The sequence below is a fragment of the Brevibacillus sp. FSL K6-0770 genome, assembly GCF_038000275.1.
GTDB classification, from domain to species: domain Bacteria; phylum Bacillota; class Bacilli; order Brevibacillales; family Brevibacillaceae; genus Brevibacillus; species Brevibacillus parabrevis.
Genome location: NZ_JBBOBQ010000001.1, coordinates 4,205,393 through 4,231,916, shown reverse-complemented (window position 1 = coordinate 4,231,916; position 26,524 = coordinate 4,205,393). Strand labels below are relative to the sequence as shown.

The window sequence follows — 26,524 nt, the reverse complement described above, 5'->3', positions numbered from 1 at the left end:
GCGATGGCTAAAGCAAAGCTCTCGCTGGACAAAGTTCTGCTGTTTCTCTACGTACTGCTGAAGCCCTTCTACTTCTTCCCGAGCGGAAATCCGCAAATTGCCGATTTTGTCATGATGCTTCTCATCGCGTATACGTTTTTGTTTCAGCTGAAATGGCTGGAACGCAAATACCGTTTTTTCGTCGTGATTACGCTGTTATTTTTATACGATATTTTGCTGGTGAACGGGATTTGGGCGATCGCTTTGGGCGGCGTCATGGAAGTGTTTGAGTCGACGAAATGGTATTTGTACAACGGAGCGGTCATGCTGACCATCATCGTGCTGGGCCAGCGTGATCCCCGCGGCTATGCGAAATGGCTGTTTTGGGCCGTCGCCTGTTCGCTTGCTGTGCAGACACTTGCGCTGCTCTTTGGACTTGCCCCGGGGGAGCACGACTTCCGTCAGGCGCTGTTTTTCAACAACCCGAATCAGCTCGGCTACTACGGCTTGCTTTGTCTCGGGATTTGCCTGTTTTGCGCCCGCTTTTTTCCTGTCAAATCGCTCTACCTGTTTCTCGTCATCGGCTGCTCGCTGAGCGTGATTGCCGCCTCGTTGTCCAAAGCAGCGATCTTGAGTGCCGTGCTGATGTACCTTGTGTTTCTGTTCGTCTCGTCAAAAGAGCGGACAGGGCTTTTTTGGCAAAACGTGGTGTGTGTGCTCGCTCTCTTTTTTCTGCTGTTTTGCGTATCGCTGTACACGAATGAAAACGTATTGCACGATGCGACCATTTACACACAAGTAAAAGAGCGGATGGAAACATTGGGGGAGGACTCGGACGACAATTTGGCATCCAGAGGCTACGACAGGATCGCCAATCATCCGCAGTACGTGTTTTTCGGTGCCGGAGAAGGGCAGTATGAGCGGTTTGAGAGCACGATTACGCTCGAACTGCACTCGACGATTGCCAATCTGTTCTTTTCGTACGGCATTGTGGGCACGCTGCTGTTTTTGCTGCTTTTGTACGCTGGCGTGAGAGGGCATCGGCTGTACTCCTGGTATCCGCTCTTTTTTCAAATTGTGTACGGCTTGACGCACAACGGCATCCGCGAAACGTTTTTCTGGATCTTGCTGGCGCTCTATTGTGTGACAGCCGGACTGAGTCTTGGCTCAATCAAAAATGGCGGTGACCTGCATGGGAAAAATCTTGCAAATTTGCGCAATTGACCGATCAGTGGAAAGCTTGCTGCTGCCGCTGATCGAAAAGCTGACGGACGAAGGCCACGAAGTGCATACCGCTTGCACGGATACCGGACGGTTCGCGTCGCTGCGGGCTATGGGCCACGTCCTTTGGCATATCCCGATCAAACGTAAAATCGCCCCCGTCTCCAATTGCCGTTCCATCCACGCCCTGTACCGGCTGATGAAGCAGGAGCAGTACGATGCGGTGCACGTTCACACGCCGATAGCCGCGGTTCTCGGGCGGGTGGCAGCGAAGCTCGCGGGCGTCCGTCCGGTCATTTATACGGCGCACGGCTATTACTTCCACGACGGAATGAGCAGGGGCGAGTACCAGTTTTACTACGGGCTGGAAAAGTGGTTCGCCAAGCACCTGACAGACTACTTGCTCTTGCAAAGCAGGGAGGATTACGAATTGAGCGTGCAGGAAGGTTTTGCCCCTCCGGAGCGGATCGTGCACCTCGGAAACGGGGTGGATGTGGAACGCCGCTTCCATCCGCAGGCAGTCACGAGCGAGGAGGCTGCGCAAGTGCGCGCTGCTCTCGGCATCGGCCAGGAAGAGCTGGTCATCGCGTACGTGGGCCGGATGGTGAGCGAAAAAGGGATATTCGAGCTGCTGGAGGCGTTTCACAGGCTGGCGAGAGAATCGTCGCGCGTGCGTCTTTTGCTGGTGGGGGAAGTATTGGCGAGCGAGCGGGACCAGCGCGGACAAGATTTGCAGCAGCTTTGCCTGTCGCATCCGCAAATCGTCCTGACCGGATTTCGCTCGGACATCCCGCAGTTGCTTGCGGCAAGCGACATCTTCGTCCTGCCTTCCCACCGCGAAGGCTTGCCCCGGTCGATCATCGAAGCGATGGCGATGGGCAAGCCGATCGTCGCCACGAACATTCGCGGCTGCCGGGAAGAAGTGACGGACGGCGTGAATGGACTTTTGGTAGAGCCGAAGCATAGCGAATATTTGTACAAGGCTTTGAAAAAGCTCGCTTTGGACGCCAGGCTTCGCGAAGCGTACGGACAAAACAGCCGCTACCTTGCGGAGGAGCATTTCAACGAGCGACATGTCCTCGACAGGCAAGCCCGCCTGTTCGCCGACTTGATCGCCGTCAAAACAAAGCCGCCGCGCACGGAAAAGGAGGTTGACGAACGGATTGGGCACAACAGGAGCGTTGGTCATATCCCTTGATTTTGAACTGTACTGGGGCGTGCGCGACAAAAGAGCGCTGTCTTCCTGCCAGGAAAATTTGCACGGAACTCGCCAGGTCATTCCCGCCATTTTGGAGCTTTTTCAAAAATACGAGATTCACGCTACCTGGGCGACGGTCGGCTTTTTGTTCTGCGAGTCGCGCGAGGAACTGATGAGCACGCTTCCCGGACTGTTGCCAGACTATGCAGACGCCAACTTGTCGCCCTACCGTTACTTGCAGTCGGGAACAGTGGGAGAACGCGAGCAGGCCGATCCGTATCACTACGCTCCGTCCCTCATTCGACTGATCTCCTCCTACCCGCACCAGTTTATCGGCAGCCACACGCACTCCCACTACTATTGCCTGGAGCCGGGACAGACCGCCCAGACGTTTGCAGCAGATTTGGCCGCCTGCAAAAAAGTGGCGCGCAAGAAAGGACATTCCCCGACGAGCATCGTTTTTCCGCGCAATCAGCTCCAGCCTGCCTATTTGGCGCTCTGCAAAAAGCACGGCTTCACTTCGTACCGCGGAAACGAGCCAGCGTGGATGTACCGCGCCGGGCCGGGAGCGGAAGACTCGCTGTTCAAACGGGCTTTGCGGCTTGCCGACTCGTACGTCAATTTGAGCGGACATCACGCTTACGACAAGCTGTTCACGAGTCGGGAAGGGCTTGTCAACGTCCCTTCCAGCCGTTTTTTGCGGCCTTATTCGCCCAAGCTTCGCTGGCTGGAAGAGCTTCGGTATGCACGGCTCAGGCGCGACTTGCTGTTTGCCGCGAAACATCAGCGACTGTATCACTTGTGGTGGCACCCGGAAAACTTCGGCAGCTATCCGGCGGAAAATGTGCGTTTTCTGGAGCGGCTTCTCGCTTATTTTGCCGATTTGCGCCGCCAGTACGGGATGCAGAGTCTCAGCATGGAGGAGGCGGCAGCGGGCTGGAACAAGCAAAAGGAGGGGCGGCATGAAGCTTTTGTTTGATCGGCTGGTCGCTTTGTCGCTGTTAATCGCGGTTTCGCCTCTGCTGCTCGTGTTGTCCGTGTTGATTCGCTGCAAGCTCGGTGCCCCGGTCTTTTTCGTCCAGGAGCGCCCGGGCCGCTACGGAAAGCCCTTTTTCATCTATAAATTTCGCACGATGACCGACCAGCGGGACACGTCCGGCGAGTTGCTATCAGACGCCCAGAGGCTGACGCCATTCGGCATGATGCTCAGGAAATACAGCTTGGATGAGCTGCCGCAGTTGTGGAATGTGTTGAAGGGCGAGCTGAGTCTCGTCGGGCCGAGGCCGCTGCTCATGGAGTATCTCCCGCTGTATACCCCCCGGCAAATGAAACGGCACGATGTGCTGCCGGGCATTACCGGATGGGCGCAAGTCAACGGACGAAACGCGATTACATGGGAGCAAAAATTCGAACTGGATGTCTGGTACGTGGAAAATCGCAGCTTTCTCCTCGACATGAAAATATTGCTGTTGACCGTCAAGCGGGTCTTGCAAAAAACCGGAATCAGTCACGAAGGCTGCGTCACGATGGAAAAATTCACGGGAAGCAAACAGGCAGAGCAGGCTAGGAGGGACTTGCGTGAGTTTGATCGTGCTTACGAATCAGGATGACTGGACGTGCTGTATGCGCGAGGTGGCGCATTTGGACATTTCCTACACAAAAGAGTACGTAAGCCTGTATGCCGAGCGAGAAGGGGGAGTGCCGGAAGCGGTGTTCTTCTCCGCGGGAGAGGAGCGGATTTTTTATCCGTATGTGGTGCGCTCCCTCGACTCGTTCCTCCCGGGCTATTCGGATATCGTATCGATCGGGTACGGCGGCCCGTCGCTGTGTTCCAAGCAAAGCGTGGTCCAGTCGTTTTCCGCGCAGTTTCACGCCTATTGCCAGAGCAAAAAGTACGTAACAGAAACGGTGCGTTTTCACCCGCTTTTGAACAACGCCGAACTGTTTCGCGATCAGATGCAGCTTGATCTCGTGCGCGAAACGATTGCTGTCGATGTGCGGCCCTCGCTCGCCCAGATTCAGGCGCAGTACAGTCAAAATGTCAGGCGCAATATGAAAAAGGCCAAAGACCATGCGGTGAGAATAGTGGAAGGAAAAAGCAATCATGACCTCGCGGCTTTCATTTCGTTGTATCGCGAGACGATGGAGCGCAATCACGCTGGCGCTTCCTATTATTATGACAATCCGTTTTTTGCCGGACTGTTGCAGGAAACGGCGCTGTGCAAGCCGCGACTGTTGCTGGCGATTCACGATGACATCGCGGTAGCGGGCGCGATCATGCTGTGCGGCAGCCGTTATGCCCATTTCCATCTGGGAGCATCGCACACGGAGGACATGCCGCTCGGGATCAATCATTTGCTGTTCGATGCGATGATTTCGCTGGCGAAGGAGGACGGACTGGATTACTTGCTGCTCGGGGGAGGAAATCAGGAGCAAGACGGTCTGTTTCGCTTCAAGGCATCGTTTACAAAAGATGCGCCTTATCCTTACTGGATGGGCAAGCGTGTGCACGACGAAGAGGTGTACCAGGTGCTATGCGAACAAAATCGGGCGGATGACGCGGGAAGTTCGACTTTTTTTCCCGCCTACCGCGCATGGGGGAAATGAATATGGGGGAACAATCGCGCATTTTTTTGTCGCCGCCGCACATGGGAACAGAGGAACAGGAGCTTGTTGCCCACGCCTTCGCCTCCAACTGGATTGCGCCGCTCGGGGAGCATGTCGATGCGTTTGAGCACGAAGTCGCCCGGTATGTCGGGACAAAAGGAGCGCTTGCCGTCTCGTCAGGCACGGCGGCTATCCATCTGGGGCTGCGCTTGGCCGGGGTCGGGCCGGGCGATCTCGTGTTTTGCTCCAGTTTGACTTTTGTGGCGAGCGCCAATCCGATCTTGTACTTGGGAGCCACTCCCGTCTTTATCGATTCCGATGAAGCGACCTGGAACATGTCGGAGGCGGCGCTTGCGAGAGCGCTGCGAGAAGCAAACGAGCTAGGGCAATTGCCCAAGGCTGTCGTCATCGTTCACTTGTACGGGCAAAGCGCCGACATGGGGCCGCTCATTGCGCTGTGCGAGCAATACAAGGTCGCGGTCGTGGAAGACGCGGCAGAGTCGCTCGGCGCCGACTACAAAGGGAGAATGAGCGGCTCCTTGGGGCATTTCGGCATTTTTTCGTTCAACGGCAACAAAATCATTACGACCTCCGGCGGGGGCATGCTCGTCTCGGACGATCTCGAAGCTTTGGAGCGAGCGCGGTTTTGGGCGATGCAGGCCCGCGAGCGGGAACGCCATTATGAACATGTGCAGATGGGCTACAACTATCGGTTGAGCAATTTGCTGGCGGCTGTCGGCAGAGGGCAATTGCGCGTGCTGGAGGAGCGGGTGGCGGCGAGAAGGCGAATCTATCAACGCTATGCAGCGGCGCTTCAGCCGTATGCTGGCATCACCTTCATGCCGGAATCTCCGACAGGGAGAGCGACGCGCTGGCTGACGGCGCTGACGGTTGACCCCGAGCAGGCCGGAATTACCGCAACGCAACTGATTGATGCATTGGAAAAGGCAAACATCGAGGCGCGGCCCGTGTGGAAGCCGATGCACCGCCAGCCGCTGTTTGCAGGGTGCCGCTACTACCCGCACGAGCTGGGGTACAGCGTGTCTGACGAGCTGTACGCGCGTGGCATCTGCCTTCCTTCCGGCTCCAGTCTGGGCGACGAACAGCAGGAGCGGGTCATTTCCGTGATCAGGAGTTGCCTGTCGGGACGCGCGAAGGAGGTCGGTCATGTACACTTATGAGCAGCTTGCCGAGTGGCGAAAGCTTTGTCAATCTTCGTTTTTCCTGCTGGATACGGCCAGGCTCCGCGACAACTACCGACGGTTTTACGAAGCGTTTGCCAGTCGCTATGAGCAGGTGAGCGTTGCCTACTCGTACAAGACGAACTACGTGCCGTATGTCTGCCAATCTTTGCACCAGCTCGGGGCGCAGGCGGAGGTCGTGTCCAGGCTGGAGTACGATCTCGCCCGGAAGCTTGGTGTCGAGCCTGCTGCCATCGTTTTCAACGGCCCGCTGAAAACGGCAGAAGATATTCAGCTGGCTTTGGAGCTGGGCAGCCTGGTCAATCTGGATTCGTTTTCGGAGATTGCCCCTGTGCTCACCTACGCAAGACAGCACCCTGAACAGACGGTCCGCGTCGGCTTGCGCGTCAATTTCGATTTGACGCGCGGCGGCGTCAGTCCGCTGCAAAACGGCTATGAAGTGAGCCGCTTTGGCTTTTGCGTGGAAAACGGCAGCTTTGCCCAAGCGCTGGCGCTGTTGTCTGCTGTGCCGAATGTGCGGGTCACGGGCTTGCACGGGCATTTTTCCACGAACCGCAGCGTGGGGGTGTATCGGCAAATTGCCCGCGAGCTGTGCCGACTGGGCAAAGCGCATCTCGGAGAGCGGCTTGAATTTATCGACATCGGGGGCGGATTTTACGGCGAGCTGCCCGCCACGTTCGGGATGGTCGGCGTTCCGAGCTTTGACGATTACGCTGCGGCGATCACTTCTGTACTCAAGGACGAACTGGCGGAGGCGGCACGCTTGCCGCAGTTGATTCTGGAACCGGGCATCTCGCTTGTGGCCGATGCGGTCGAGTTCGTCTGCCAGGTCGTGGATGTCAAGGTGAACCGCAACGATCGCTTTGTGCTTGTAGACGGCAGTGTCCACAATATCAAGCCGACCATGCACGCACATCGGCTTCCCGCCACCGTCGTGACACAGAGCAACGAGGCAAGGGAAGGGACGTACCATGTCGTAGGCTATACGTGCATGGAAAAAGACTATTTGCTGCAAGGCTTTCGCGGCAAAGTGCCGGAACCGGGAGATTTTCTCGTGTTCGGGCACACGGGGGCGTACACGCTCGTGTTCAATCCGCCGTTTATTCGCGAGCGGCCGCCTGTCCTGGCTATCGCAGGCGGCGATGTCGTCGTCGCCAGGCGCAAAGAGACGCTGGCGGAGTTTTTCCCGGAGTCGCTCTATGAATTTCCGGCTGGTCAGGCTGGCAAAACAGGAGGATACGCCCAATGAATGTGCTCATGACGAGCGTAGGCCGCAGGGTCAAGCTGATCGAGTATTTCGTCCAAGAGTGGGGCAGTGCCGGCAAAATTATCGCGGTGGACTGCGATCCTACGGCTCCCGCGCTGTTCGCCGCCCATCACAGGCAGATCGTCCCGCGCATCGACGACCCGGATTACGTACAGGCATTGGAGCAAATTTGCCTGCGCTATGACATCAGGGCGGTGCTTTCCTTGATCGATCCCGAGCTTGGCGTGCTCGCCGCCCATGCCGAGCAATTTTCGCGGCTTGGCGTGCAGGCCGTCGTCTCTCGGACGGACGTGGTGGACTTGTGCCTCGATAAAAAGGCGACCTGCGATTTTTTGCGCGACCACGGGCTGCCGTGCGTTCCTACTTACACGCTGGAAGAGGCGCGAGCGGCGCTTGCCTGCGGAGAGCTTGCCTATCCGCTATTGGCGAAGCCGCGCAAAGGCAGCGCCAGCCTGGGCCTGGTCCGTATCGAGAGCGGGGCGGAGCTTGCCGCACTCGCGCAAAAGACAGAGGAGCTGATTGTCCAGCCGTTTTTGCAGGCGGAGGAATACGGCGTGGACGGCTACGCCGATCTCGTCACGGGTGAACTGACGACGCTTTTTACGCGCAAAAAAATTCGCATGCGTGCTGGCGAGACAGACCGCTCGCTGGCGATCCGGGACGAGCGGCTGACGTCGCTGGCCGCGTCGCTCGTCTCTGTCTTGCCGCTTCGCGGACCGTTCGACATCGACTGCTTTTTGCTCGGGGACCAGTACGTGATCTCCGAGATCAATCCGCGGTTTGGCGGCGGCTATCCTCATGCACACGAAAGCGGCGTGAACGCCGTCGCTGCTCTGTTCCGCAATTTGCGCAAAGAGGCGAGCAAGCCGAATGTAGGCGACTACGAAGCAGGGACGATCATGCTGAAATACGATCAGGTCATGCTCGTCCACAGCAGTCGGCTGGCGGGGGAGGAGATGTAAAAAAGCGCGGCGGTCTTGGGCGATCTGTTGTACAATGCAAGGTACGGGGGAGAAATGCCCCCCGTGAGCATTTTGACAGGAGTGTCGTCCGCTATGACTATGAGTCCCCAATTCATGCGTTATCGGTAAGAAAAGGTACAGTCTAGCCTGATCCCGCTCGTTTTTTCAAAAGGAGAGCCGGGGTTTATTTGACTGTGCCTTTTTTCATTCACCGATTTCGAATGAATGGGGTGCTTTTTTATGCTTCCAACCAAAAAAGAGCGGCAGGCCGAACTGCTGGCCCGGCATAGCGGGATGCTTAGATGCCCGGTTTGCCACGGGACGCTGACGCTCATCCATACAGCCAGCCTTGTATGCGCCAACCGCCATTGCTTTGATGTGTCGAGACACGGCTATGTGCACCTGGCGAATGCGGGCTACCGATCGAAGTACGAGCAAGAAATGTTTTTGGCGAGAAGAACGATTTGCGAGCAAGGCTTTTTTTCTCCGCTGCACGCTGCTGTCAGTCAAAAGCTGGCGGAGTACGCAGCGACCAGCGGCGAGCCGCTGTACGTGCTGGATGCCGGGTGCGGCGAAGGTTCGCACCTGGCCCGCATTCGCGAAGAGGTGATAGCGCGACAGTCAGTCGATGTCGTCGGCGCGGGTGTCGATCTGTCCAAAGCGGGCATCGCCCTCGCAGCCAAGGCGCACCCCGAGCTGATCTGGTGCGTCGGCGATCTGGCGAATGCTCCGTTTGCCGACAATCGCTTTGCGGCCATCCTCAACGTGCTGTCGCCGTCCAATACGCGGGAGTTTGCGCGAATGCTGAAAAAAGACGGGTTCGTCATCAAGGTCGTGCCGGGCGAGCGATATTTGCTGGAACTGCGCGAGCGCCTTTATGCCCAGCCTGTAAAGCAGGTGTATTCCAATGCAGCGACGATCCAGCGCTTCGCCGCCAGCTTTTCGCTGATCGACTGCGAGCGGGTGGCGTATTCGTTTCGGCTGGACCAGCCGAGCCTGGCCGCGCTGGTCCAGATGACGCCGCTGACGTGGGGGGCCGCACCGCAGCAGTTGGCACAGGCGCATGAGCTGGAGGGCGGAGAGATTTCCGGCGAGTTTACGGTTCTTGTTGGAAGAAAATGAGTGAGGGGGCCGCGCGCGCCGCGGATAGCTTGCAGCAGTAGCGCGCCTTTTTAGGCAAAACAGAATGACGGAGAGCGCCGCCTGTGCCGTTTCATTCCTTTGGGAGTGAAGGTGCGGGCGGCGTTTTTTTGCTAAAGAAACCGGGATGGAAATTCGTATCGCGCAAATGCAAAGGGCGGATATCAGCCAGCGAAAGGTTCTGTCACAACCATTGGCGCAGCCAAGTTTTTTATGCGATAGTCTCAATTTGATACAAAAAGTCTCAAAATGATCCTTCTGTCATCTCATTTTGATATGGATATTCTGTCCAGAAGGAACGGAACGGGATGAGCAAATCGCCGGGCTGCCTATCCTCATGCCTTCAACCGCCTTGGCACATTCCTTGCAATTCAAATAGTCAACCAGAGTGGCAAAAGCCAGCAAAAGGAGGAAACTGCCGATGTCAGCAGAAAAAACGATACGAACAGTGGCAAACACGAAAAAGCAGCGCGGCTCGCAAGCCGAGCGCCAGGCAATCCCTGTCTTTTTGTCCGCAGAGGAAACACAGCCTGCGCGCGACTTTCACGCGTCTTGTCCCGTCTATGCTCCGACGCCGCTCGTCCCGCTGCCGCAACTCGCCCGCGAGCTGGGAGTTGGGCATTTGCTGGTGAAGGACGAATCGCTGCGCTTTGGGCTGAACGCTTTCAAAGTGTTGGGCGCGTCTTATGCGATGGCCCGGTATTTGTATGCAAAGCTGGGGCACACGCCCGAGGGGATGAGCTTCGCTGCTCTCGGCGAGGAAGAGGCGAGAAGACAGATCGGAGAAGTGACCTTTGTCACCGCGACCGACGGCAATCACGGCCGGGCAGTTGCCTGGGCGGCACGGGAGCTGGGGCAACGCGCGGTTGTCTATTTGCCAAAAGGCTCGACAGCAGAACGGGTGGAAGCGATCCGCTCGCTGGGGGCACAGGCGCATGTCATCAATGGCAACTACGACGAGGCTGTCCGCCTTTCGGAAAAAGTAGCCAGGGAGCGCGGCTGGCAGGTGGTGCAAGACACGGCCTGGGAAGGCTACACGACGATTCCGGGCTGGATCATGCAAGGCTATGCGACGATGGCGGCAGAAGCGCGCGAGCAGCTGGCGGCCCTTTTGCCGGACAAAAAGCCGACGCACTTGTTTTTGCAGGCGGGCGTTGGCTCGATGGCGGCGGCTGTGCTGGGACACTTCGTCGCAGAAGCTGGCGGGGAGGAGCTGGTCAGCGTCATCGTCGAGCCGCATGCGGCGAATTGCATGGTCTTGTCTGCCGAAGCAGCGGACGGAGAGCCGCAAGTGGCGCACGGGGAGCTGGCGACGATTATGGCCGGACTCGCTTGTGGCGAGCCGAATCCGGTTGCCTGGGAAATTTTGCGCGACCATGCCGACTTCTTTGTCAGCTGCCCTGATTTCATCGCGGCAAACGGGATGAGGATGCTGGCTGCGCCAAAAGCAGGCGACCCGCAAGTCATCAGTGGCGAAAGCGGTGCTGTTGGAGTAGGGCTGTTGGCTGCGCTAATGAACAAGCCGGAGTATAGAGGACTTGCCAAGCAACTGGGGCTAAACGAAGAGTCGGTCGTCTTGTGCTTCAGCACCGAAGGAGATACGGACCAGGATTCTTATCGGCGCATTGTTTGGGAGGGCGCGTGTTCGTCTGACGACAAGTAAAAAGGAGGAAGCGACGATGAATGTCACGATCGACCGGGAAAGACTCGTTCAACTTGTGCAAGAGTTGATTCGCATCGATTCGGTCAATCCGTACCTGGACGCGGATGGAGCAGGAGAAGCCGGGATTGCTGCGTTTATTGCTGAAAAGCTCAAGTCAATCGGGCTTGAGGTAGCCGTCATTCCGATCAACGAGACGGCGTGCAACGTCATCGGGATTTTGCGCGGGAGTGGAAACGGCAAGTCGCTCATGCTGAACGGGCACATGGACACGGTGAGCGCCAAGCGCATGTCGATCCCGCCTTTTGAACCGACTGTAACCGACGGCAAAATTTTCGGCAGAGGCAGCCAGGATATGAAAGGCAGTCTCGGGGCGATGCTGGCGGCAGTCGAAGCGGTTGCCCAGGCGAAAGTTCCGCTTGCGGGCGATGTGATCCTGGCGTTTGTCGCCGACGAGGAGTACAAGAGCATCGGGACGGAAGCATTGGTGCAAGACTATTCCGCAGATGCCGCGATCTGCTGCGAGCCGTCTGATTTGCAAATCGGCGTTGTGCACAGAGGCTTTGTCTGGGTCAAGTGCGAGGTGTTCGGCAAGGCGGCGCACGGCAGCAGGCCACAAGAAGGAATCGATGCGATCGTTCACGCGGGCAGGGTGCTGCGCGAGCTGGAAAGCTTGTCGGAAAAGCTGGCGCAAGAGCCGCCGCACCCGATTCTCGGGACGCCATCTGTTCACGCGTCGCTGATTCAAGGCGGAACAGAACTGTCTACGTATCCCGACTATTGCCGGATCGACTGGGAGCGCAGAACGGTGCCGAACGAGACGCAAGAACAAGTGGCTCTGGAAATCGAATCGTTGCTTGCGAAGCTGCGGGCAGAGGACGCGGCATTCCGCGCGAGTGCCGAGCTGACGTTTTGGCGCGAGCCGTTTGAGGTGGCACTGGCCGAGCCGATTTTTCTCGCCCTGCAAGCGGCTTGCGAAAAGCGGCTGGGGGCAGCGCCCGGCATTTGCGGCTTTTCCGGCTGGACAGACGCCGCGCTGCTGCAAGGAGCGGGGATTCCGACCGTCCTGTTCGGCCCGGTGGGAGCGGGACTGCATTCGGCAGTGGAATACGTCGAGGTGGATAGCCTCGTGGACATGAGCTATATTTTGGCCCAAACCATTTGCGAGTTTTGCCAGGAGTAGACAGGCGGTTCCTCCTGTCGCCGCGTTATAATGAGAAAAAGACAAGCAGAGGAGGAACAAGCCGATGTCCTTGCGGGAGATTCAGGAGAGCGTGCAAAAAATCGCCCAGGCAGTCGCCGCCGTGCTGCGAGTGGAAGTAGAGATTGCCGACAGCGATTTTTTGCGAATTGCAGGGACGGGCAAAACCGAATCCGGCGTGTTGCGCACGATGGCAGGCGAAGATCATATTTACCGGGCGTCGCTTGTCAATGGCGAGCCTGTCGTGATTACCCGACCGGGGCAGGATGAAAAATGCCGCCCTTGCACGCATTATGGAAGCTGTGCGGAGACGGGGGAAATATGCTGTCCGATCCGGCTGGATGGGCAAAGCGTAGGCGTGATCGGGCTGCTCGCTTTTGACGACGAACAAAGGGAGCGGTTGTTCGCCGATGTCGAGGCGATTCTCGGCTTTTTGCAAAAAATGGCCGAGCTGATTGCGGTCAAGCTCAAAGAGCACATCATGTACACCAGGCAACAGCTCATTGCCGAAAAGCTGCGTGTCGTCATGGATGAAATGGACAAGGCAATGCTTTTGATCGATCAAAAAAACTGCATCGTCGAAGCGAATCAGCGGGCGCGGCAATATTTGCAACTCGATGCAGACGACAGTCAGGCCGCAGAATGGATTGCCGCCATTCGCTTGGCCGATGGCTCGCAGCCCACGCCCAAGCAAGTGGTGCTTTCGGTTGGCGGAAAAGCCAAAACGTTTTTGTTTGCCATCCGCCCTGTTCAGCTTGGCGACGAGATCAAGGAGTGGGTCATTACGCTCGACGATGCGCAGGAAGTCGTCGAGATGGCGCGCCGGGTCACGGCCACAGATGCAGGGGATGCTTTTGCGGCGATTTCCGGCAACAGCCCTGCGCTGCTCCAGGCCAAAACGATCGCGCGGACAGTGGCGGGCAGCGAATCGACGATTTTGCTCCAGGGAGAGAGCGGCACGGGAAAAGAGCTGTTCGCCAAAGCGATCCATCAGGCCAGTCCGCGGCGGCAACAGCCGCTAATTTCGATCAATTGCGCGGCGATTCCCGAGCATCTGATGGAAAGCGAGCTGTTTGGCTATGAAGACGGCACGTTTACCGGCGCGCGAAAAGGCGGAAAGGCAGGCGTGTTTGAGGCGGCTGGCAAAGGGACGTTGTTTCTCGACGAAATCGGGGATTTGCCGATGCACTTGCAAGGCAAGCTGCTGCGGGTGTTGCAGGAAAAAGAGTTCCAGCGGCTGGGCAGCAGCGGAAAAACGCTACCCGTCGAAGCGCGGATTATCGCCGCGACCCACCTCGATTTGCAGGAGCGGGTCGCGCAAGGCCAGTTTCGCCTCGATTTGTATTACCGCCTGCACGTCATTCCGATTCAACTGCCTGCTTTGCGGGAGCGCAGGGAAGACATTCTTTTGCTCGCCCATGAATTTCTGGCTGCGTATACAAAAACGCTGGGGAAAACGATTCGCGGCTTTTCCCAGGAGGCGCAGTCCGTGCTGTTTTGCCATGACTGGCCTGGCAACGTCCGCGAGCTGGCGAATACGGTTGAATACGCGGCCAATCTGGAAAACTCCGACTGGATACAAGTGGCAAGCCTGCCTGGACACACATTCCGGCTGCAAAAGCCTGCGGAAAGAACGGGACGCACAGATAGCAGCGAAGCGCCAAAGCCGATCGCGACGCTCAAAGAGCTGGAAAAGTCTGCTGTGGCGCAAGCTTTGAATGAAGTGCGGATGCGCAAGGGCAAAAAGGAAGAAGCAGCCGCGCTGCTCGGGATCAGCCGGGCGACGCTGTTTCGGAAAATGCGCGAGTACGGACTGTTGTGACTCTCGCGTGCTGACGTGGATGAAGAGCGAAAAGAGCCGGGGAGCCTATGGGACCGGCTTTTTGGGTTTGCGTCATTTTTGTGATATGATAGAGGGTAGAGGATAGGGGAACGAAGTTGTATGAGAGGAGTGGCATAGCATAATGAAAGAGCTGATGGGATGGGTCCGTTCGATTGCCTTTGCAATCGTCTTCGCTCTGGTTCTCGGAATCTTCGTGTTCCAGCCGTACAAGGTTGATGGTCATTCGATGGACCCTACCTTGCAAGACCAGCAACGCATTTACGTGTCCAAGCTATCGCATACGTTTTCGTATTTGCCGGACTATGGCGATATCGTCGTCATCGACAGTCGCGTGGAACGCAAAAGGTCCCTTGTGGACGACGTCGTCAGTCACCCATTGGTGGCGCTGGTGACAGGGAAAGCGGACGACGACCACTCGATGTACGTCAAGCGAGTGATTGGCAAGCCTGGCGATGTGCTGGAGTTCAAAGACAATCAGGTGTATCGCAACGGCACGGTGCTCAACGAACCGTACATCAAGGAAACGATGGAGTACGTATCCGATGGAAAAGTGACAGTGCCAGCCAACCATATTTTCGTCATGGGGGATAACCGCAACCATAGCACGGATTCCCGTGAGATCGGCTTTATTCCACTTGATCACATCATGGGCACGATGATCCAAAATCCGTTTACAAACGAAGAGAAATAGCAGGAGCAAAGGTTGTCCATTCACGGGCAACCTTTGTTTGCAACAAGAGAAGTTCTCGCATTTTTCTGGCAAGCCGCAAAAGGAGGGCTGACGATGCCCGGCATACTGATTGCAGACAGGGACGCGACAGAGCGGGCCGGGATCAGCTGGCTCGTCGCAAGCTGCGCCATCCCGTATGACCAAGTACATACGGCCGGGACGATGGCGGAAGTGTTTCAGGTGATGGAAGCACACCTGCCGCAAGTCGTCTGCATGGAACTGGATATGATTGACAAGGCGCACTGGGAGCGCTTCAAACTTTTGGTCGCCCAATATCGGCCGATCGTGCTGGTCACGACTTCGGAAGCGACCTTTGAGCGGGCGATGCAAGGAATCGAGCTTTCCGCGCGGGACTTGTGGCTGAAGCCGCAAACACCTGAATACATCCGCCGCGTTTTGACGCGCTGCTGTCAGGAACGCTCAGGAGACGAACGGCTGGAGCCAGGAGCGGGGAGCGTCCAGGGGCTGCGCAAGGAAATCTCGTATCTCGACTTGTTTTTGCCCGGATCGTCGCCAGTTGGTCAGCAAAAAGTCATGCTCGCCCAATTGGAGGATGCCCGCAGACATTCGGAGCTGCTCGACTTTTTTTCCGGCTACCCGTTTCGCGACAAGCCTGTGCTGTTGCCGACCAAAGACGCGATTGCCGCTGTTTTTCCGGCAGACGCTACCTTGTCCTGGTCCCAGTGGCACCAATTCGGCAAGCGCTTGCTGATGGACTGGGAGGCGTCGAGCGATGCTCCGCTTTTTCTCGTCATCCACGATGCCGAAGATTCCGAGCAGAGCTTGCAGCAAAAATACGAGCAGGCGAGCCAGGCGCTGCACTTGCGTTTTTTCAAGGGCTATCGGCAAGTGAGCATGGTGGAAGGCAGCGTAAACTGGCTGATGATCGACCCGTTCCTGACGCCAGGCGAGCAGCGAACGTGGATCGACATGCTGCACAGCGGCAATCGCGAGCAGCTGAAGCAGTGGCTGTATGCGCATTTTTTTTACAAGGACGAGCCGTACCCCGAGCCGGGGCTGTTGCGCATTCGTCTGACCAGCATTCTCGCGCAGGTCAGGCGCTACATGAAGTCGCACGGGCTGGACAGCGCTTTACTCGAAGAAGCGTACCATCGTGTGTTTGAGACGATTTTGTACGCCCCGATCTTGTACCGGATCGTGACGGAGCTGCTGCTTTTTATCAACGAACTGCTCGATACTTTCAACAACAGGGGCGACGAGATCAAAGCGGATGTGATCGAGCAAGCGCTGCGCTACATGGAGGGGCGTTACACCGATCCGGCTTTGCGCCTGGAAGATGTGGCCCGGCATGTCGACCGCAGCCCGGCTTATTTCAGCACGTTGTTTGCGCAGAAGCAAGGCAGCTCCTTCCGGCAAATTCTCACGGCGATGCGGGTGAAGGAAGCGCAGCGCCTGCTGCTGGAAACGGCGTTGTCCGTCCAGGAGGTGGCCGAGCGCAGCGGGTTCGTCAATGCCAATTACTTTAGTAAAATTTTTAAGGAAAAGACGGGTACAACCCCACGTTTGTTACGAAATCAAAAGAAAAGATAGAAATCGAAAGAAAAGAGAGTTTTTTAGAAAATTCAATCTGCTTCCCTTGATTCAATCGAAAGAAGAGGCACCAAATCGAAAGCATGGTGCCTTTTTTGTCTGTTTTCCGGCTTTTACAATATAGCTAAGAGATACACACTCTAAGGAAAAGCAGGTGGAAGCAGGATGACAACGACACAATCCATTGAGCAATTGATTCAGGCTTACTCGGGCACTGAACTGCATACAAAAGGGTGGATTCAGGAAGCGGCGCTGCGCATGCTTTTGAACAATTTGAATCCCGACGTGGCGGAGCGTACGGAAGATTTGGTCGTGTATGGCGGGATCGGAAAAGCGGCGCGCAACTGGGAATGTTTCGATGCTATTGTCAAAACATTGCAAACGTTGGAGAGTGACGAGACACTGCTGATCCAGTCCGGGAAGCCAGTGGCGGTGTTCAAGTCCCACACGGACGCGCCGCGCGTGCTTTTGGCAAACTCCAACCTCGTTCCGGCCTGGGCCAACTGGGAGCACTTCCACGAGCTGGACAAAAAGGGCTTGATGATGTACGGACAGATGACGGCAGGCAGCTGGATTTACATCGGCAGCCAGGGGATCGTCCAGGGAACGTACGAGACGTTTGCGGAGCTGGCTCGCCAGCATTTTGCAGGTACACTAGCTGGCACGATCACGGTTACTGCTGGCCTCGGCGGCATGGGCGGCGCACAACCTCTGGCCGTATCGCTCAATGGCGGCGTGAGCATCAACATCGAGGTCGACCCGACACGCATCCAGCGCAGACTGGATACACGCTACCTGGATGTGATGACAGACAGCCTCGATGAAGCGATCAAAATGGCGGAGGAAGCCAAGCGGGAGAAAAAAGGCATTTCGATCGGACTTTTGGGCAATGCGCCGGAAGTGCTGAATGCGATGCTTGACCGCGGCTTTATACCGGACGTTTTGACGGACCAGACTTCTTCGCATGACCCGCTCAACGGCTACATTCCGGAGGGCATGAGCCTGGAAGCGGCCGCAGAGCTGCGCACGCGCGATCCGAAAGAATACGAGCGACGTTCCAAAGCGAGCATCGCCAACCACGTCCGCGCCATGCTGGCTTTGCAGGAGAAGGGTGCCGTTACGTTTGACTACGGCAACAACATCAGACAAGTAGCGAAAAACGAGGGTGTCGAGGACGCATTCCGCTTCCCTGGCTTTGTGCCGGCTTACATCCGCCCGCAATTTTGCGAGGGCAAAGGCCCGTTCCGCTGGGTAGCGCTGTCCGGCGATCCTGAAGATATTTACAAGACGGACGAAGTCATTCTGCGCGAGTTTTCCTATAATACGCATCTGTGCAACTGGATTCGCATGGCGCAGGAGCGGATTCAGTTCCAGGGACTTCCCTCCCGCATTTGCTGGCTGGGGTATGGCGAGCGGGCGCGTTTTGGCCAAATCATTAACGAGATGGTGGCGCGCGGCGAGCTGAAAGCGCCGATCGTCATTGGCCGCGATCACCTCGACTCTGGCTCTGTCGCTTCGCCAAACCGCGAGACAGAAGCGATGAAAGACGGCAGTGACGCTGTTTCCGACTGGCCGATCCTGAACGCGATGATCAATGCGGTAGGCGGCGCAAGCTGGGTGTCGGTGCATCACGGCGGCGGCGTCGGGATGGGGTACTCCTTGCACGCAGGTATGGTCATCGTGGCAGACGGCACGCCGGAAGCGGCGCGGCGCCTGGAGCGCGTCCTGACCAGCGACCCGGGAATGGGCATCGTCCGCCATGCGGATGCAGGCTACGAGCTGGCGATTCAGACCGCCAAGGAAAAAGGCGTCCACATCCCGATGTTGAAGGAGTAAAAGCGATGAACAAACCAGTATGGATTCGCCATGCCAGCCAGCTTGCCACGCTGGCTGGCGGCTCTCACTCTCCGGTGACAGGTGCCAGAATGAACGAGCTGTCCATCATCGAAAATGGCAGCGTCTGGCTGGAAAACGGTGTAATCGAACGCGTCGGCACGGATGAAGAACTGGCTGAGTGGTTCCGCGAACGCGCCCACGAAGCGGATGTCATTGACGCCACAGGCAAACTGGTTACGCCTGGCCTGATTGATCCACACACACATCTGGTACACGCAGGCACGCGGCAAAACGAGTTCAACATGCGGCTCTCTGGCGCTACTTATATGGAAATCATGAACAACGGCGGCGGAATCCACGCCACGACGGCTGCGACGCGACAGGCGACGCATGACGATCTGTATGAGCAGAGCAAGCGGCGGCTCGACCAGTTTTTGCTGCACGGAGTGACGACGGTCGAAGCGAAAAGCGGCTACGGCCTTACTTTGGAAGACGAGATCAAGCAGTTGGAAGTAGCGCAAAAGCTGCATGAAACCCACCCGATCGATCTCGTGAGCACCTTCATGGGCGCACATGCGGTACCGCGCGAGTACAAGGAAACGCCGGATGCGTTTGTCGATCTCGTCATCGAGCAGATGATTCCCGAAGTAGCGCGCCGCAAGCTGGCCGTCTTCAACGATGTGTTTTGCGAGCGTGGCGTGTTCACTCCCGAGCAGTCGCGGCGCATTCTCGAAGCGGGCCGGGAGCACGGCCTTTTGCCGAAAATTCACGCCGATGAGATCGAGCCGTACGAGGGAGCCGAATTGGCGGCGTCTCTGGGAGCGGTGTCCGCCGATCATTTGCTGCGGGCGTCAGATGCGGGCATCGAGCGAATGGCGGAAGCAGGCGTCATCGCGGTACTGCTGCCGGGAACGGCCTTTTTCCTCATGGCGGAGTCCGCAAACGGCCGCAAAATGATTGACCGTGGCGTGGCAGTCGCGATCTCGACCGACTGCAATCCCGGCTCCTCGCCTACTGTCTCGATGCCGCTCATCATGAACCTCGGCTGCCTGAAAATGGGCATGACCCCGGCAGAAGTGCTGACGGCGGCGACGATCAATGCGGCACACGCGATCCGTTGCGCCCACGAGGTCGGCAGCATCGAGGCCGGAAAAAAAGCCGATGTTACCATTTTTGCTGTGCCTGACTTCATGACGCTGCAATACCGTTACGGTGTGAACCATGTGGATACGGTAATCAAAAACGGAGCAGTAGTCGTGGCGGGAGGGCGGCTCGTATGACGGCATACCCGTACCCGCTGCTTAAACCGCCCAGCTTTGCCTGGGACAGGAGTGCCGCGCCAGCCGAGCCAAAAGTGAGCGAATGGATCAAGACGCTAGAGGTGGCAACGGCGGGCAGCACTGATTGGAGCGACTACGACGTAGCGCTGCTCGGAGTGCCGCTTTCCCGTTCGTCCATCTCGGCCTCGGCCGCCAGCGAAAATCCAGATGCGATGCGGCGGGCGTGGAAATATTTTACGACGTACAATCTCGATTACGATGTCGACCTGCAATCGCTTCGCGTGGTCGATCTGGGCGACGTCAGGCAGCATGTTACCGACATCGCCCAGTGCCACCGCAACATTCGCGAAGCCATGGCGCACATGCGCACGAACCATCCTCAGCTTTTGCCCATGATGATGGGCGGCGATCACTCGATTACGGCCATGCTGATCAAAGGCTACAAGGACGTTCACACGGACGAGCGGGTAGGCATTTTGCAGCTGGACACCCATTTTGACTTGCGCGACCTGACGGATAACGGACCTTCGAACGGCACGCCGATTCGCAATTTGATCGAAAGCAAGACGATCCAGGCCGAGGACGTTCACAACATCGGTTTGCACGGCTTTTTCAATGCCCGGTCGCTCAAGGCTTACGCGGATGAGGCAGGCGTGCGCTATACGACGCTGCGCCAGGCGCGGCAAAAAGGCGTTGCCCAAACCGTGCAGGAAGCGCTCGAACGGCTGGCGGCACAAGTCGATACGATTTATTTGACCGTCGATATGGATGTGCTCGACATCGGCTACGGGCCGGGCGTCCCTGCTTCTACTCCCGGGGGTATGCGGAGCGACGAGCTGTTTGACGCCGTCTATGAGGCAGGCTTGCACCCGAAGGTCAAAGCCATGGACATCGTATGTCTCGACCCGTACAAAGACCGGACGGAGGCGACAGTCAAAACAGCCGTTCATGTGATGCTGTCCTTTTTGACGGGATATCGGCAGCGAAAGTAATTTTTGGCGTCAAATCTGCTCCTGCAAAAGTTTTTTTGCTTGGCGAACCGTTGTTTCTCTGCTGCTGACAGAGGGACAGCGGTTTTTTGTCGAAAAAAAGCTAACTTTAGTAAGGTTCTTTTTCAAGCAAATTTTGGTAGAATTTACTTGCCATTTCTTGGGTTATCCATGACGGAAGAAAGTCAGCAGAAGACGAGGGAATGAGCCATTTTTACTATTTGCGAAAGGAGGAATGGAGAGGCCGATATGAAAAAGATGCTTTCAAGGCTGTTGTCCATGTTGTTGGTTTTTTCGCTGGTGCAGCCGATGGTGTTGCCTGAGCGTGTTGCCGTAGCCAAGGTAGAAGATCCGTTTCAAATCGTTGTCGATGAAGATTTTTTTGTAGATCCTATGGGTGCGTATCCGTACGGGGAAGCAGATGGCCTAGGAGGAAACAATCGTGTATTTGTCGGGTATGACGCTGCTTTTGGACCTGCGAATGCTGCAATGAAGTTTCATTTGGGGCCAGACAAGGTGGACTTTGGCCGAAAGATCGAATCTGCCCAATTGAAGCTTTACCTGACCAAAGTGGACAGGACAGGGGGCGAGCCTTTTCTCGACCTGTATGGAGTGGACAATGACTCCTGGTCGCAGTTGGACATGACCTTGCCTGCTACCGGCACTGCCCTTGGAAAAGCTCCCGCGTCCGGCTCGAGTTTGCAAAAGGACAGCTGGGTGTCTTTTGATGTGACTGATTACATCAAGCTCCAATCGAACGACAAAGTGGCGAGCTTTGTGCTAAAGGGTGCTCAAACCGCTCCGCCTATCCCAAATGCGCAAGTACAAGTCCTTTTTTACGACAAAGCTTCCAACAACTCACCTTTGCTTCCCAGACTCGAAATCAAGTATGTCGATAACTCCCCACCGACAGACATTTCACTCAGCAAACAATCCGTAAAAGAAAATCTGCCACCGAACACGCTGGTCGGAACATTGAGCGCGACAGACCCTGACAGCGAAGACCAAGGGAATTTGACCTTCGAGCTCGCAGGGGGCGATCAAAGCGCCTTCAAGCTGGTTGACAACAATTTGTACACAACGCAATCGTTTGACTACGAAGCGAAAAGCAGCTATTCCGTCTCGATCAAGGTAAGCGATCCGTCGGGAGGCTCATTCACCAAAGCTTTTACCATTCAAATCGAGGATGTGCAGGAGCCGCCTACCTCTGCCGAGCTGAAAATCAATGGCGGAATGCTGGCCACCGGTTCCAGTCAGGTTAATCTGCAGGCAACCGTTGTCGACCCCGATACGGGCAAGCCGTTAGAGGTGCGTTTTTCCAATGCGTCCGATCAGTGGACGGAGGACTGGAAGCCTTACAGTGCGGCTACCTCCTATAACTGGGCGCTGACTGCGGGCGACGGAGCGAAGACCGTCTATATGCAGGCGCGCGACGAGGCTCACAACCAAATTTCCGCGAGCGCCAATATCACGCTGGATACGACACCTCCTGTGGTATCTGGAGTGAGCAATAACGGCTCCTACTCGCAAGCAGTGACAATCACATTCAACGAAGGAACAGCGACATTGGACGGCGCTGTATTTGTCGGCGGCGGAACGGTAACGGCAGATGGCGACCATACATTGGTCGTGACAGATATGGCCGGCAATACGACGACCATTCGCTTTTTTCTGGACACAACTCCTCCGACCGGAACGCTTGTGATCGAAAACGGCAAGACGTTCACGACGACACGGGACGTTGCACTGACGATCACGGGTACAGACGGCGCGGGAAGTGGACAAATCCAGATGAGCTTTTCCAATGACGGAACGACTTGGTCTACTTGGGAGCAGCTTGCCGCCACCAAAGCTTGGCAACTGGCTGCTGGAGACGGAAACAAGACCGTGTACATGAAGCTCAAGGATGGCGAAGGGCATGAGCAGCAATATTCTGACAGCATCATGCTGGATACGGTTCCTCCGGTAGCCACCATGTCCATTAAAGGCACGAATGCGGGCAATACGGCGACTTCCACGGCAGCAGTGAAGCTGTTGCTCGAAGCGACAGACGCTAACGGGCCGGTAGAGGTGAGCCTGTCCAACACTGACGGCGTGTTCGCGGACGGCTGGCAGCCGGTGCAACCGGAAATGTCCTGGACGCTCACGAATGGCGACGGCACCAAAACCGTCTACGCCAAATTCCGCGATCAGGCCGGGCATGAAACGAGCAAATCAGCGAGCATTTTGCTGGACACGGTTCCGCCAGTCGTGACAGGAGTTGCGGCGAACCAGATTTCCAAGCAGGCTGTTACGGTTCAGTTTTCGGAAGGAACAGCTTTGCTGAACGGCCAGCCTTTCAGCGGCGGGGATACGATCTCCCAAGACGGGGCTTACACGCTTGTCGTCACAGACGAGGCGGGCAATGTCACAACGCTGTCTTTTACCGTGGATCAGACGAAGCCGCAAGGAACGATGACGATCGGCAATGGCGACACTCACACGAATCAATCGCAAGTCAGCTTGCAGTTGAACGTGACGGATTTGACTTCCATGACCACTGTCTACTCCAATGACGGGGCCAACTGGAGTTTGCCAGAGCCGTACGCAAGCACGAAGACATGGACGCTTGCTCCCGGAGACGGAGAGAAGCGAGTCACGGCAAACATAACGGATGCAGCAGGGAATACCGCAACATTGGAAGCGACCGTCATCGTCGACCAGACGGCTCCGACCGGAAGCTTCACGATCAATGACGGCGCGAGTGCGACAAACGCGAAGCAGGTGGCACTGAAGCTGCAATACGCCGATGCCGACGATCAGTTGCAAATGCGCTTTTCTCCGACAGGCAGCGGCGATTGGTCTGGATGGGAAGCGGTACAGGAGACAAAATCGTGGACTTTGTCAGACGGGGATGGCGCGAAGACGGTATTTTTGCAAATACGCGATCGTGCTGGCAACGTGCTTGACCTGCAAAAGTCAATTACTCTCGATGCGACTGCTCCTGTCGTAACAGGCGTTGACGATGAGGGCGTGTACAACTCAGACAGGCTGATTACTTTCTCGGAAGGAACAGCTACGCTGAACGGCGCGCCATTCGCGAGCGGCGCGACTGTCACGGAGCAAGGAAACTACACGCTTGTCGTGACAGACGAAGCCGGAAACAAGACGACCGTCGTCTTCTCCATCGACAAGACGCCGCTGTTTGGCGCTTTCTCGATCAATGAAGATGCGCCGTTCACCACCTCGCGAGACGTGACCTTGCACGTGACAACAAGCAAAAGTGCAGCTGACACAAGCATGTCTTTCTCGATGGACGGTACTACCTGGAGCGTGCCAGAACCTTTTGCACTAACAAAAGCGTGGCAATTGCCAGTCGGTGACGGTGTCAAAACCGTCTATGTGAAATTGCTGCACAAATCGGGTTACATCGCGAACATGCAAGATGAAATTACGTTGGACACAACCTTGCCGTCAGGGTCGCTCAGCATTAATGGAGGGGCCAGCGTGACGCAGGATCAAACGGTCAATCTGACTGTCACCGCTACTGATGCCAATGGACCTGTCCAGGTTCGCTTCGCCAACGAAAGTAATGCATGGAGCGCCTGGAACGATGCGGTTCCGACACAGACGTGGATGCTTTCTGCTAACGACGGGCAAAAAACCGTCCACATGCAGATGCGTGACAAGGCGGGCAATGTAGCCGACGTCTCCGCCAACATCGAGCTTGATATGGAAGCGCCTGTCGTTTCGGGCGTGGAGAACGGCAAAAGCTACAAAGACGATGTGCAGATTACGTTCAACGAAGGGACGGCAACCCTCGACGGTCAGCCGTTTACCAGCGGAACGACCGTAAGCAGTGAAGGCGAGCATGAGCTTGTCGTCACGGATGCCGCGAGCCATGTCACACGCATTGCCTTTACGATTGACAAGACTGCTCCGCAAGGCACGTTTGCCATCAACAGCGGCGCGCAAACATCCAGCTCCGTCTACGTGACGCTGAATGTAACCGCCACGGACTCGCTAGGAACGGTAGAAATGCGTTTTGCCAATGAAAACGAGGGCTGGAGCGATTGGCAACAGGTCGCTGCAAGCACGTCTTGGCGGCTCGCGTATGGCAATGGCATGAAAAAGGTGCTGCTGCAACTGCGCGACGAAGCGCATAACACGACCGAGCTGGAAGCGCAGATCAGGCTGTCTGTCTATCAGCCGCCAAGCGCGGTCAAGGTAACGGGTGTAGAGCTGGACGTTCGCCAGTTGGTGCTAAAAGCAGGCGAGACGCACGAACTGAAGGCCGTGATTCAGCCGGAAAATGCGACTGACAAGCGAGTCAAGTGGGAGAGCAGCGATCGTGCCGTAGCGGAAGTGAATGAGCAAGGCAAGGTCGTGGCCGTAGCACCTGGTACCGCGCGCATCACCGTCACAACGGCAGACGGCGGCTATACCGCAACGGCGGACGTAACCGTCAAGGCAACTGTTTCTGACGTTTTGCAGGCATCACAAAAAGCATTTCGCCTGAAGCCCAAAGAGCGGCAAAGCTTCCAAATCTTCAAGGTGGATGGCGCTAAAAAGGTCGACATCACCACGGATGAAGCGGTAGAGTATTCCACCGAAAACGATCTTGTCACGGTGACAGCGGGCGAGATTCAGGCAGGCAGCAAAACGGGCAAAGACATAATCACGGTTTCGTATGAAGGGCAAGAGCTGCACATCCCCGTTACGATTACAAGCGGTACAGACGCCAGAATCAAGCTGCTGACTCGCAGCGAAGGCGTGCTGGAAGTAGACGAGGAGCGGCAGCTGGAGCTTGTCGTGCTGGACGGTGACGAGACCGAAGATATTACCGAGCAGGCAAACTGGATATCCTCCGATCCTGAAGTTGTGGAGGTAACAGAAGAAGGCAAGCTGATCGCCAAAGCGACTGGTACCGCGGTAATTTCCGGAAAAGTGGACAAGAGCAAATTCCGGGTTCGCCTCATGGTTGTAGACGAGAAAATCCCGGTTCGCTTGGAGGCTGCTCCTTCGTATGTACGTCTGAAAGAAGGTCAGGAAAAGCCGATTACCTTGATCGGAACATACAGCAAAAGCTATACAGATCTCATTGCAGAAGAAGTGGAATGGGCGGTCGAGGACCCCGAGATTGCGGAAGTAGTCGACGGAAATGTGGTCGCCAAACAAGCCGGAAAAACTGCGATTACGGTCACCTACAAAGGCAAGACAGCCAAAATCACAGTAGAGGTCAGGCAGTAGCAAGCAACAGGAGAGAGGTGCCAGCTGGACGATTCAGCTGGCCCTTTCGCAATAGGATGTGCGCTTTTTCTGATCCGCCACAAGCAATCAAGGAGGCAGCGACAAAGATGGAATCAATTTTGGGAGAAATCAGAATGTTTGCCGGAGAATTTGCGCCAGTAGGCTGGGCCTTTTGCAACGGTCAATTGCTCAGCATCGCGGAAAATGATGCATTGTTCAACCTGATTGGGACGACCTATGGCGGCGATGGCATGACTACGTTTGGCCTTCCTGATTTGCGTGGGCGGGTTCCCGTCCATCAGGGAAAAAATCCGCGTACGCAAACAACCTTTTCCATCGGGGCAAAAGGGGGAACAGAGACGGTACACCTGCAGACAAACCAATTGCCGATCCACACCCACACGGTCAACGTGTCGTCAGCAGAAGGTACAGAAATCGAGCCGGGCCAGCACGTATGGGCAAAACGAATCGTGCAATTCTCGCAAAATCCCGCCGCAATTCAGATGAGCCCAGGCTCTGTAACATTTGAGGGCGGAAACCAGCCGCATTCCAACATGATGCCGTTTACCGTAATCAGCTTCATTATTGCCACGCAAGGCTATTATCCACCGCAATCATAAGGAAACTAT

Annotated in this window: 19 protein-coding genes; all 19 read left to right on the top strand. The window is 56.4% G+C overall.

Translation table 11 applies throughout. The annotated features are described in order from the left end of the window. Positions 1-3: 3 nt before the first annotated feature. The 19 genes from NST23_RS20150 (at position 4) to NST23_RS20060 (ending at position 26,515) form a co-directional block, all read left to right on the top strand. Positions 4-1,203: an O-antigen ligase family protein gene (locus NST23_RS20150; RefSeq protein WP_173596867.1), complete on the top strand. Its 1,200-nt coding sequence runs from the start codon at positions 4-6 to the stop codon at positions 1,201-1,203. Continuing rightward, positions 1,172-2,398 carry a glycosyltransferase family 4 protein gene (locus tag NST23_RS20145; protein ID WP_173596868.1) on the top strand — a complete coding sequence of 409 codons (1,227 nt, stop codon included), beginning with the start codon at positions 1,172-1,174 and terminating at the stop codon, positions 2,396-2,398. Before NST23_RS20150 ends, NST23_RS20145 begins: the two co-directional genes overlap by 32 nt. Then, complete coding sequence (locus NST23_RS20140; protein ID WP_309538772.1) at positions 2,352-3,377, top strand: polysaccharide deacetylase family protein; 1,026 nt, start codon at positions 2,352-2,354, stop codon at positions 3,375-3,377. Before NST23_RS20145 ends, NST23_RS20140 begins: the two co-directional genes overlap by 47 nt. Continuing rightward, entirely contained in the window at positions 3,361-4,008 is a 648-nt protein-coding gene (locus NST23_RS20135) for a sugar transferase (RefSeq protein WP_122963958.1), read from the top strand. Before NST23_RS20140 ends, NST23_RS20135 begins: the two co-directional genes overlap by 17 nt. Next, a complete protein-coding gene (locus NST23_RS20130) occupies positions 3,977-5,005 on the top strand; it encodes a GNAT family N-acetyltransferase (protein ID WP_173599114.1) in 1,029 nt (342 codons plus the stop codon). Before NST23_RS20135 ends, NST23_RS20130 begins: the two co-directional genes overlap by 32 nt. A gap of 2 nt (positions 5,006-5,007) precedes the next feature. Continuing rightward, the gene (locus NST23_RS20125; RefSeq protein ID WP_173599115.1) at positions 5,008-6,186 is read left to right on the top strand and encodes a DegT/DnrJ/EryC1/StrS family aminotransferase; all 1,179 of its coding nucleotides are present in this window, start codon (positions 5,008-5,010) and stop codon (positions 6,184-6,186) included. After that, complete coding sequence (locus NST23_RS20120) at positions 6,173-7,456, top strand: diaminopimelate decarboxylase (protein ID WP_340964446.1); 1,284 nt, start codon at positions 6,173-6,175, stop codon at positions 7,454-7,456. Before NST23_RS20125 ends, NST23_RS20120 begins: the two co-directional genes overlap by 14 nt. Then, a complete protein-coding gene (locus NST23_RS20115) occupies positions 7,453-8,436 on the top strand; it encodes an ATP-grasp domain-containing protein (protein ID WP_340964442.1) in 984 nt (327 codons plus the stop codon). Before NST23_RS20120 ends, NST23_RS20115 begins: the two co-directional genes overlap by 4 nt. 240 nt (positions 8,437-8,676) lie before the next feature. Next, a complete protein-coding gene (locus NST23_RS20110) occupies positions 8,677-9,558 on the top strand; it encodes a putative RNA methyltransferase (RefSeq protein ID WP_340964440.1) in 882 nt (293 codons plus the stop codon). A 439-nt stretch (positions 9,559-9,997) separates the two neighbouring features. Continuing rightward, on the top strand, positions 9,998-11,239 hold the full coding sequence (gene dpaL / locus NST23_RS20105; protein ID WP_173596875.1) for a diaminopropionate ammonia-lyase: 1,242 nt from the start codon (positions 9,998-10,000) through the stop codon (positions 11,237-11,239). Positions 11,240-11,255: 16 nt separating this feature from the next. Then, complete coding sequence (locus NST23_RS20100) at positions 11,256-12,419, top strand: ArgE/DapE family deacylase (RefSeq protein ID WP_242774910.1); 1,164 nt, start codon at positions 11,256-11,258, stop codon at positions 12,417-12,419. Between the two features lie 64 nt (positions 12,420-12,483). After that, positions 12,484-14,259, top strand: a complete 1,776-nt coding sequence (locus NST23_RS20095) for a sigma-54-dependent Fis family transcriptional regulator (RefSeq protein ID WP_274874149.1) — start codon at positions 12,484-12,486, stop codon at positions 14,257-14,259. Between the two features lie 142 nt (positions 14,260-14,401). Then, on the top strand, positions 14,402-14,971 hold the full coding sequence (lepB, locus tag NST23_RS20090; protein WP_122963967.1) for a signal peptidase I: 570 nt from the start codon (positions 14,402-14,404) through the stop codon (positions 14,969-14,971). Positions 14,972-15,064: 93 nt separating this feature from the next. After that, the gene (locus NST23_RS20085; RefSeq protein WP_173599121.1) at positions 15,065-16,561 is read left to right on the top strand and encodes a helix-turn-helix domain-containing protein; all 1,497 of its coding nucleotides are present in this window, start codon (positions 15,065-15,067) and stop codon (positions 16,559-16,561) included. Between the two features lie 165 nt (positions 16,562-16,726). After that, positions 16,727-18,397, top strand: a complete 1,671-nt coding sequence (hutU, locus tag NST23_RS20080; RefSeq protein ID WP_173599122.1) for a urocanate hydratase — start codon at positions 16,727-16,729, stop codon at positions 18,395-18,397. A gap of 5 nt (positions 18,398-18,402) precedes the next feature. Then, positions 18,403-19,677, top strand: a complete 1,275-nt coding sequence (gene hutI / locus NST23_RS20075; protein WP_340964438.1) for an imidazolonepropionase — start codon at positions 18,403-18,405, stop codon at positions 19,675-19,677. After that, positions 19,674-20,669 (top strand): agmatinase family protein, encoded by a 996-nt coding sequence (locus tag NST23_RS20070; protein ID WP_340964436.1) that lies wholly within the window; start codon positions 19,674-19,676, stop codon positions 20,667-20,669. The genes hutI and NST23_RS20070 overlap by 4 nt, the downstream gene beginning before the upstream one ends. Before the next feature lie 246 nt (positions 20,670-20,915). Then, the gene (locus tag NST23_RS20065) at positions 20,916-25,895 is read left to right on the top strand and encodes an Ig-like domain-containing protein (RefSeq protein ID WP_340964433.1); all 4,980 of its coding nucleotides are present in this window, start codon (positions 20,916-20,918) and stop codon (positions 25,893-25,895) included. A gap of 107 nt (positions 25,896-26,002) precedes the next feature. Beyond that, positions 26,003-26,515: a phage tail protein gene (locus NST23_RS20060; protein WP_122963973.1), complete on the top strand. Its 513-nt coding sequence runs from the start codon at positions 26,003-26,005 to the stop codon at positions 26,513-26,515. The last annotated feature ends 9 nt before the right edge of the window (positions 26,516-26,524 follow it).